Raw genomic sequence first — 8,914 nt, forward strand, 5'->3', positions numbered from 1 at the left:
TCAATCTCGGCTGCAAGCGCTGGCTTCCTGCTCCAGTGCCTCAAGTTGGAGAAAGCAACGCTCGCGCAGCACCGCGCGCAGGAGCGCTTCCGTGTTGGCGAAGCCCGCCTCCCGCGCATGCTGGCCGAGATCCGGGGGGACCGGACGGCCCAGGCGCTCGGTGAAGTACCAGCTCCACAGGGCCTCCTCGGAGAGCCCGGCCTCCTTCAGCCCTGGTCGCTCCAGGCCTCGGAGGGCCAGCGCCCGCGCCTTCTGGCGCGCTCGCTCCAGCATCACCCCGTACATCCCGACGGAGCGCAGGTGATCCGGCAGGCAACGGAGCATCTCGGGTTCGAGCAGTGACTCGACCCGGCGCACCTCTGCCTCGTCCTGGAAGAACCGCGCTGGCGCGTCGATGCGCTGAGCCATCAGCCACCGCGCGAATGGCTCCAGGTCGTTCAAACCCTGCTCACGGCGGAGTTGTTCACAGGCCTCATGGACTGCCTCCGTGGACACCTCGTGGCCCTGCCGCCGGGCCTCCTCCAGGGACAGGGCCCGTGCCAGCGCTCCCATCCGGAGCCTCGGAAAGAGACCGGACACCCCAAGCTCCTCGCGCCACACCTCTTCGGGCAACGGCTCATGATTCGCCCCCCCTGACGGCAGCCGTCCGGCGCCCTGGCGAGCCGCCTCCCACGCATCGGTGTGCGCGAGCACATACGCGACCTGCTTGGGGCCAGGGTGGGCCGCCAACCGCTCACGCATCCTGCGGAGCATGGCCAACGCGTCCGCGCGCTTCTGGTCGAGCCGCCCCTGGGGGAGCCACTCGCGCAAGCGCCGCAGCACGGCCGCCGGCAATCCAGCCAGGGCCGCTTGGGAGAGCAGAGCAGGGTAGCTCCGATCCGGGAAATGGAGTTGCTTGGCGAGCCGCTCCAGGAGGCCGCGTGCGTCCGCACCGACAATGCCTTGCTTCTCGGCGACCTCCAGGGTGGCGCGGATGTTGACCATGGCCTCCGACAGCGCCCGGAAATCCTCCTCCGCGGAGGCGTGGGTGACGGCCACCTCGTCGTCATCTTCCAGCTCGCCGCTCAGGAAGGCCTCGGCGATGCGTCCCACGCCCTCCATGCCGAACGGGGCCAGCTCCGCCGCGCGCAATGCCCCCATGCTGGCGCCGCCAAAGACATGGATGCCCTGGGCCATGGCCCAGAGAATCTCCTTGTGCCAAACGGCGGGGACGCAATCGAAGTAGCCATCAATCAGGCCCAGGGCCTCCGGCCGTTCGAGCGCGGCGCGATAGACATCTCCCTGGGCGGCGGGAGGCAGGAACACGGCGTCCAGCTCACGCCGTCCCTCCTGGGCTGGGAGCGTCGGTCCCGCGAAGACGTAGATCATGGCTCCGCTCCTCCAGCTTCTGGCGGCCGCGTGTTCCCGGGACGTATCCCGCCACCTCGAAGAGGGGCTCCAGGCCGGGGATGACCACCCGCACCACGGGGATGCCGAACTCCGGCCAGGTGAGGTCCACCACCACCACCTGCTTGAGTCCTGCCGCGACCAGGCGCTCCAACTCCCACGCCACGTCCTCGTTGAAGGACTGTCCCGCGAAGGTGGGCACGTCCTGGAAGCACCGCACCGGCTGCTCGCCGCGCATTCGCGCCACCTCCTGGCGCCAGCGCTCCGGGTCCAGATAGTCCGCGTAACAACTGGCGTTCCCCAGGTCGTCACGGGCTCCGGAGATGAACGTGGTCCGGATCTGGATCGCCTCGGTGAGCGCGCGCAGCAGGGCCACCTCACGACAGGGGTGGCAGCCTGCCCCCGTGGTGGGCGCACGCGGACGCAGTGGATCCAGGAAGCGCTCGGCGACGGTGCAGAGGAAGGCGGGCAGGCCCACATCCGTGGTCGTTTCCCAGAGGGCCACCTCCATGTCCGCACGCTCGACCTGCGCCAACACCTGGAGGCAGGCAGGGTCGTCCACCGTGTCCAGCCGCAGCCGGGTGTGTCGCCGCGCGGTCTCTGTTTGCAGGGACCACAGCGTGGTGGCGTCGCGTTCCACCACCTCACAGAGGCCATGACTGATGGCCTCCAGCAGGTGGTTGCCCGAAGCCAGCCCGTTGGAGGTCATGGGGAAGGCGCCGCTGCCATCCGGAAGGGGCAACGTGAAGTCGGTATGCACCAGTTCGAAGGGCAGCCACACCGGGGCGCCCACACGCAGGTCGCGGCCCTCGATCCACAGCATCCGCAATCCCGGGTGGAAGCCGCTTCCCGACACCCGAGGCAGCGCGGCCACGTCCACGACGGGCTGGCTGGCCCGCAGCGCGTCGTGGCTGGAGAGCCGGAGCGGCAAGCGGATGTGCTCGCCATGGAAGGACTCCACCGACTCCATCAACGCGGAGGCCTTGGCGGCCGTGAGATCCAGGCCCTTTCCCTGCGAGACGGACAGTGAGCGTGCATTGGGACGGCTGGCGGACACGACGGGGACGCCGAGCCGGTCCAGGCCGGTGAGGGTGGCGATGCGGGTGATGCCCATCCTGGACATGAAGGGACGCACGCGGCGCAGGGTCTCCTCTGGAGAAACGCTCCGGTGGGTGCCCGTCCGGTAGCCCTTGGGCACCCGTCGGCCCACGCTGTCCTGTTTCCTGTTCACGTGTCTTCGATGATGAACGGGCAGGGAAGCTGCTCACGAGGTTGAGGCTGGGGGGAGGGTGAGCCGCCAATCCGGATTCCCGCCAGATTGATGAGCTTGCACATCGCGCCGGCGCCGCTCAACCACCCCTTGGGAACGTCCGCCAGCAGGACTCGCTGCTGCGACAGTCCCTTCAAATGCGCCGTGATCTCCTCGAAACCAGGTGCGTCGGTCTGGATCCTGTGAAGCTCATAGACTTCCTTTTTCAGCAGGTAGAACTTGCCCTCCTCGTCGCGGACGACCAGATCGCCAGCCTTGGGGAGCGCGGATGGGGAGGAGGTACTCTTGCCTTTGTTCCCATTCATGTCGGATGTTCCCTCTCGTTCTTGCTGGGGGATTCCGGGCCCCGGATCCCCGCCAGGTTGACCAGGTAGCATGCGCAGTCGACGTCCGTCAGCGACCCGGACGGGAGGTCCGCCAGGACAACCCCCAGACCGGTCAAGAAGCGCATCTGCGAAATCATCCTCTTGAGTTCAGGGCTGTTGGCGTTGATTTCATGTTGCAGGTACGTCGTCCTCTGGACCCTGCAAAAGCCGCCCTGCTCGTCGACGATCAGCAGGTCGTCGTCCCTGAGCGGCTCAGCACCTGCTCCGGAGTCCGGGGGGATGGGCTTTGGGGGCTTGCCGACGGGCTGGAGCTGAACCTTCTCACCCTTCTTTTCTTGCGTCATCGTTCCTCCTTGCCCACCGTGCAGGGTCACTGACCCGGGTGAGCTGTATGGGAATGGCCTGCAACGCAGGGCCCGGATCCGTCAGGCAGCCACGAGCGACATTGAGCACCAGCGCCGCGAAGGATTGCTGCCGCGGCTCGGTCGCTTCCTTGAAGCGGGAGCGAAGCACCTGCTCGGGGATGCGGTCCAGCACCCAATCCCTCCCATCAAGGCCTTCAAGCAGTCGCACCATCTCAAGCTGGCTGAGCGCTTCCTCTCCACCCAGTTCGAGGATGGTGTTCCTCGCCCGGGGATGCTCCAGGGCGCCAACGGCGAACTTCGCGACATCCTCGAAAGAGATCCAGTTGAGCCTGCCCAGCCCCGTTCCGTAGATGCGCGCGCGGGCGTTCTCGGGGTCGAAACCCAGAGCGGGTCCAAGCCAGACCTCGGTGAAGAAGCCGGACCGCAGGATGGTATGGCAAGGGATTCCGCTTCGCATCAGCTCCTGCTCCACCACCCGCTTGGCTTCCTGGAGGGGGAAGCGCTCCTGGAGCGGAACGAAGGAGATGAAGACGAAGTGCTCCACCCCGGCGCTTCGTGCGGCTTCGATCAAGGCTCGCTGGCCTTCCAGGTCCACCGATTGGATCGAGTCCCCCGCCTGTCGCGAGAGCATGCAGGTGGCAGTCGAGATGACGGCCTGGGCTCCCTGGCAGACCGCGCGAAGCGAGGGCGGCTCTTTCAGGTCGCCCGGCCAGAGGTCGACTCCGAGTCGCTCGAGTCGCTGGCGTCGTGCCGGATCCGAGGTGGGCCGGACCAGCGCTCGCACAGGCCTTCCTGCCGCCGTCAGGCGCTGACAGATGGCCCCACCGAGCAACCCGGTGGCGCCGAGCACCGTCGTCAACCGGCTCATTGGGCGGGTCCCTCGCTGGGGTGCGAACGCGCCAGGGGGAGCGCCTTCAATGTATGATTCAGTCGCTGCCATTGGCTCTCGCAGCAGTCCTCGAACGCCGCGTACCGTGGGTCTTGTGGCAACTCCTTCATCAGATCGGCCAGTTGATCCGCGAACTCAAACCGCCAGAAATGCATGACCCGATAGGGCGGGGTAAGGCTCTGGCTGGCGGAGATCAACTTCCATTTCTTCGCCTGGAAGGCCTCCCGCACATGCGGCAGGGCTTCAAGGAAATGGTCCTGCTGGCCTGCCTTCACGGTGATGCATTCTTGCAGGAAGTAGGTCTGGATCTCCTCCGAGGGCTCGATGGCGTCACCCACGCCTGGGTCGTAGGGCAGCCCGTAGGTCAAATCCATCTCCCGGTCCCTGCAGCATGTCGCCAACGCGCAGTAGGTCCGATCCGTCCACAGTGCCTTCAGGCCCGTGGTGAGCGATTCGCTGTCAGGGATCCGGTAGAGTTCAAGAATCTGCTCGGGGACGTCCGTCAGCGCGTAGCAGGCGACGAGCCGCTTCCAACTGTAGGGCTCTATCGTGTTGTTGAGCCAGATGAGCGCCTTGTGGAACTCATAGGGACTCACGCTGAGCGTGCTGAGGAAGCTTAGGTAGTAGGGTCTGGGGTTCGCTCGAATTGGATCGGGAGGGCCTTGCTCCGCCATGTCCGCACCTCCTCCTTCTTTCTTGTCCCCGCGGGACGGTGGTTCAGGACTTCGCCGGCTCCAATTCGTACATCAGTTGCTGCCATTGGCCCGTGCAGCACTCGTCGAGGGCGGCGTACTCGGTCTTCGTCGAAAGGAGCCTCATCAGGGTGCCCAGCTCATTGCAGTTCCCGAACCGCCAAAGGTGGGCGATCCGGATGGGCGCGGTGAGGCTCTGGCTGGCGGAGACCAGGACCCATTCATTCTTGAAGAAGAACTCCCGCACATGGTGCATGGTGTCGATGAACCGGGGGAGGCGGTCTGGCTTCAGTGTGAGGATGGCTTGAAGAAAGTAGCTGCGTGGGTAGTTCACCTTGGGACCGCCGGGGCCGCCTGCACCCGGGTCGTAGGGCAATCCCTGCGTCAGTTCCATCTGGCGGCTTGTGCAGGCTTGCATCAAGTCGCGGTGGTTCGGGTCCCTTGTCAGCTCCTCCAGAGTGGGGAGCATCGTCTGGCCATCTTGCAGTCGGTAGACTTCGAGGAACTGTTTGAGCGGGCCTGAGAGGGTGAAGCAGGTGGCGACATGCGCCCAGCCGCGTTCCTCCACCTTGTGCTTCAGTTGGGGGAGCAGGCTCTTGAATGGAGAACGGCTGTCTTTGACCGAGCTGAGATAGCTCAAGTAGTAGGGAGGAGGCGCCTGTCTGAATTGCCTGGAGCCTGGCTGGTCCGGGCCCCTCTTGCTCGTGCCAGATGGTCTCTGCTCAGGCATACCCGGTCTCCCTCTGCGCTACCCTCGGATGATCACAGATACTTCAGGCGCTCCGCGGAATCGGTGGCCTGCTCCAGGCTCTTCCGAGCTTCCTCCAGTCGCCCTTGGTTCCAAGCATCAATCGCAGTCGCCAGATTGGCAACGAGCAAGTCAGGTAGCCATTGCAGGGCCGGGTCCAGCATCGCGCGCGCATGCTCCACGGCCTCCGCCACGTCTTCGCGCCGGAGCGCCAACGCCACGAGCACCCAGAGCCCCTGGCACTGCCCTGGATAGGGATAGACCTCCGAGAGCTTGCGCCAGCACCCGAGGGCAGCCTGAGCCTCCTGCTCGGCCACGTCCATGCGCTGCTCCCGCCAGGCGACCCAGGCCAGGTGGGCCCGTGCCGCTCCCACGTAGTCCTCCATGCGAATGCTCATCGCCAGCGCCAGGCTGCGCTCGGCGCACTCCCGTGTGCGATTGAGGTCGCCCTGCTGGCGGTAGGTCTGCGTGAGGTAGGTCAGCAGTCGTGACTGCAACGTCAGGTCGCCTACCCGCTCCGCCAGCCGCAGGCCGATGAGGCCCTCCTGCTCCGCCGTGGCGAAATCACCGTGGTACAGCAGGGTGAAGGCTCGCAGGAAGCGGGCCATGACCTGCTCGGGGAGCTCCCCGCAGGCCTCACTGGCTTCCACCACCTTTCGGCCGACCTCCACCAGCTCGTCGGAGACCTGATAACGGTCGCGCCGCAGCATCATGATGATGACGGACGGGTAGAAGCGGGCGAGTTGCAGGGGTGTGCCTTTCGACTCGACGACGTGGCGGACCTTCTTCACCAGCGTGCCCATCGCCTCGATCTGGCCCAGCCAGTAGTAGATCCAGTTGCGGTCCACCTGGAGCTGGACCCACTCCTGCCACCAGTCGGTGACCTCAGGTGCCGCCGCCGGGTCTTCCGAGGGGGGCTTTCCCAGCGAGGCCTCGGCCTCGTCGAAGGCGCGAAGCGCGTCCTCATGCCGGTGGTGTGTGTTCCAGGTCTTCCCCAGCTTGCGATGGACGCCGGCCTGCCGAAGCCCCTGGGTGACCGGGAGCCGGGCCAGTGCCTCACCGTAGGCCGTGCGCGCCTCCTCCTGCTTCCCCGTGAGCGCCAGCAGATCCCCCAGGCTCTCATGGAGGTGCAGGAGCGCGGGCCGCCACGATTCAGGCTCTCCTTCGTTCCCCAGGTGCTCGCGGGCCTCGGCGAGGGCCTCCCGGTAGAAGAGGATGGCTTCACCATTGGCATGCGCGGCTCGGGCGCGGTCTCCCGCCAGCCCGAAGTAGCGGCTGGCCTGATCGTGCACCTGGGCCTTCGCCCAGTGATGGGCGAGCGTGGGGTAGAGCAGCACCAGCTCGCGTGTCTGGCCGTAGCGGCGGAGGATGGACTCCGCGGCCCGGTGGTGGAACGCGCGGCACCGTTCCGTGGAGATGCCGGCGTAGGAAACCTCACGCAGCTTGTCGTGGACGAAGCGCAGCCGGCCTCCCGCGGCCTCTTCGAGGATCTGACGAATCCGGAGCGTTTCGAGGGACTCCAGGCTCTCGACTTCCGTCAACGGCGCGGTGGCCAGCAGCAACTCGGCGTCGAACTCCCGACCGAGCACCGCCGCCAGCTCCACCAGCATCCGGGTCCTGGAGTCCAGGTCGCTCAGGCGTCGGTGGATGATCTCCGCGATGGAGACGGGCAGCGCGATGGTGCCGAGCGAGAGGCCTGCCCCGTCCCCAGCCTTCAGCCGCCATTGCCCCCGGGCATCGCGGTCGAGCAAGCCCTCCACGATGACGGCCCGCAGGTACTCGGCGACGAAGAAGGGGTTGCCCTCCGCCTGATGCACCAGCGCGTCGAAGTCCCCGGGCAGCGATTGCAGCGCGAGCATTCCGCAGGCCAGCGCCTGGATGCTCTCATCGTCGAGCCGTCCCAATTTCAGGTGCAGGGCCTCCGGCAGGGACACCAGTTGCCGCAACGCCTCTTCCTGTTGCTCCATGCGGTAGGTGGCCAGCACCAGCACCCCCCGCGTGGAGAGCTCTTCCTGCCGCAGCGAGTGCAGGAAGCCCAACGTCATCTCGTCCGCCCATTGGAGGTCGTCGATGATCAGCAGCAGCGGGTCTTCCTCCGCGAAGGAGAAGAGGACCTCCTGGAGTGAGGTGAAGATGCGTGCGCGTGCGGCCTCCGCGCTGGCCAGTGGCCTGGGCCGGGGCAGCGCCTGCTGGCCGGGCAGTTCATCCAGCACGGGCTCGTAGGTGACCAACACCTTGCCCTTGGGACCGAGCAGTCGCGTGGTCTCCTCGGCGCCCCAACGCCGGCAGCGGTCCACCACCGCCGCCAGCAATGAGCGCAGGGGGTGGAAGGGTGGGGCCTTCATGCTGGCGTCCACCTTCGAGCCTGAAAGGCCAAGCGGAATGCATTCGCAAGTCACCACCGAGAGCTCTCGGCCCACGGCCTCATGGGCCATCTCCATGGCCAGGCGTGTCTTGCCTATCCCGCTGCCCCCGCCAATGAAGATCCTCCCGCCTCCGCCGTGGGCCAGCTCATCGAGCTGGGAGCGGATCCGCTCCACGGCCTCCTTCCGGCCCGTGAAGAGCGGGCGGTAGAGATAGGTCCGGGGCTTGGGCAGACGCGCGGGAGACTCGCTCTCCACCCCCAGCTCCAGGAGCACCCGGGAGACATCCTCGGCATAGCCGAGCCTGTCTTCGGGTCGCTTCTCCAGGAGCTTGAGGATGAGCCATTCCAGCCGCGCCGGAAGCGGCTCCCCGAGGAGCTGGGAGGGAGGGTTGACGGGCTCCTGGAGGTGTCGGCGGCGGATGGCCCGGCTGGAGCTCCCGATGAACGGTGGGAAGCCGGTGACGCACTCATAGAGGACGCAGCCGAGCGAATAGAGGTCGGCCCGGGCATCCACGAAGTCTCCCCGGCTCTGCTCGGGCGCCATGTAGAGCGCGGTGCCCACGCCACCCGCGTCCACATTGAGGACCTCTCGCCCGTAAGCCCCCCCGAACTCCACCGCGACCCCGAAGTCCCCCAGGACGACCCGCCCATCCTGCTGGATGAAGATGTTGCCGGGCTTGAGGTCGCGGTGGACGAGGCCGCAGCCGTGCAGGTAGGCCAGCGGCGCGCACAGGCGCGGCAGGAGACCCCCAGTGTCAGCGTAGTTGTCGCCTCGGCTGAGCAGCCGAGGTGACCACCTGAGCGGGGCGAGCAGGAAGACAACGGTGCCGTATACGGACGCATTCAAGAGTCAGATGGTGAAGCGGATGCTGG

At 66.6% G+C, this 8,914-nt stretch carries 8 protein-coding genes; all 8 read right to left on the reverse strand.

Features of this window, described 5'->3' with window-relative positions:
* A complete protein-coding gene (locus D7V88_RS14335; RefSeq protein WP_120541203.1) occupies nucleotides 1-1,368 on the reverse strand; it encodes a TfuA-like protein in 1,368 nt (455 codons plus the stop codon).
* Entirely contained in the window at nucleotides 1,316-2,617 is a 1,302-nt protein-coding gene (locus D7V88_RS14340) for a YcaO-like family protein (protein ID WP_244238141.1), read from the reverse strand. Before D7V88_RS14340 ends, D7V88_RS14335 begins: the two co-directional genes overlap by 53 nt.
* On the reverse strand, nucleotides 2,614-2,961 hold the full coding sequence (locus D7V88_RS14345) for a hypothetical protein (RefSeq protein WP_120541205.1): 348 nt from the start codon (nucleotides 2,959-2,961) through the stop codon (nucleotides 2,614-2,616). The genes D7V88_RS14340 and D7V88_RS14345 overlap by 4 nt, the downstream gene beginning before the upstream one ends.
* A complete protein-coding gene (locus D7V88_RS14350) occupies nucleotides 2,958-3,326 on the reverse strand; it encodes a hypothetical protein (protein WP_120541206.1) in 369 nt (122 codons plus the stop codon). The genes D7V88_RS14345 and D7V88_RS14350 overlap by 4 nt, the downstream gene beginning before the upstream one ends.
* The gene (locus D7V88_RS14355; protein WP_120541207.1) at nucleotides 3,304-4,287 is read right to left on the reverse strand and encodes an SDR family oxidoreductase; all 984 of its coding nucleotides are present in this window, start codon (nucleotides 4,285-4,287) and stop codon (nucleotides 3,304-3,306) included. Before D7V88_RS14355 ends, D7V88_RS14350 begins: the two co-directional genes overlap by 23 nt.
* Complete coding sequence (locus D7V88_RS14360) at nucleotides 4,212-4,910, reverse strand: hypothetical protein (protein WP_120541208.1); 699 nt, start codon at nucleotides 4,908-4,910, stop codon at nucleotides 4,212-4,214. The genes D7V88_RS14355 and D7V88_RS14360 overlap by 76 nt, the downstream gene beginning before the upstream one ends.
* A gap of 43 nt (nucleotides 4,911-4,953) precedes the next feature.
* Nucleotides 4,954-5,568 (reverse strand): hypothetical protein, encoded by a 615-nt coding sequence (locus D7V88_RS14365; RefSeq protein WP_147448736.1) that lies wholly within the window; start codon nucleotides 5,566-5,568, stop codon nucleotides 4,954-4,956.
* Between the two features lie 122 nt (nucleotides 5,569-5,690).
* Nucleotides 5,691-8,888, reverse strand: coding sequence for an ATP-binding protein (locus D7V88_RS14370; RefSeq protein ID WP_120541210.1), 3,198 nt, complete (start codon nucleotides 8,886-8,888; stop codon nucleotides 5,691-5,693).
* Nucleotides 8,889-8,914 lie beyond the last annotated feature (26 nt).

Origin of the sequence: Corallococcus terminator (genome assembly GCF_003611635.1) — a bacterium.
In the GTDB taxonomy this organism is placed as follows: domain Bacteria; phylum Myxococcota; class Myxococcia; order Myxococcales; family Myxococcaceae; genus Corallococcus; species Corallococcus terminator.

Bases quoted from the DNA above. Each gene is read 5' to 3' on its own strand.
- D7V88_RS14335 (WP_120541203.1), bottom strand. From the start codon at position 1,368: ATGATCTACGTCTTCGCGGGACCGACGCTCCCAGCCCAGGAGGGACGG.
- D7V88_RS14355 (WP_120541207.1), bottom strand. From the start codon at position 4,287: ATGGCAGCGACTGAATCATACATTGAAGGCGCTCCCCCTGGCGCGTTC.
- D7V88_RS14345 (WP_120541205.1), bottom strand. From the start codon at position 2,961: ATGAATGGGAACAAAGGCAAGAGTACCTCCTCCCCATCCGCGCTCCCC.
- D7V88_RS14350 (WP_120541206.1), bottom strand. From the start codon at position 3,326: ATGACGCAAGAAAAGAAGGGTGAGAAGGTTCAGCTCCAGCCCGTCGGC.
- D7V88_RS14360 (WP_120541208.1), bottom strand. From the start codon at position 4,910: ATGGCGGAGCAAGGCCCTCCCGATCCAATTCGAGCGAACCCCAGACCC.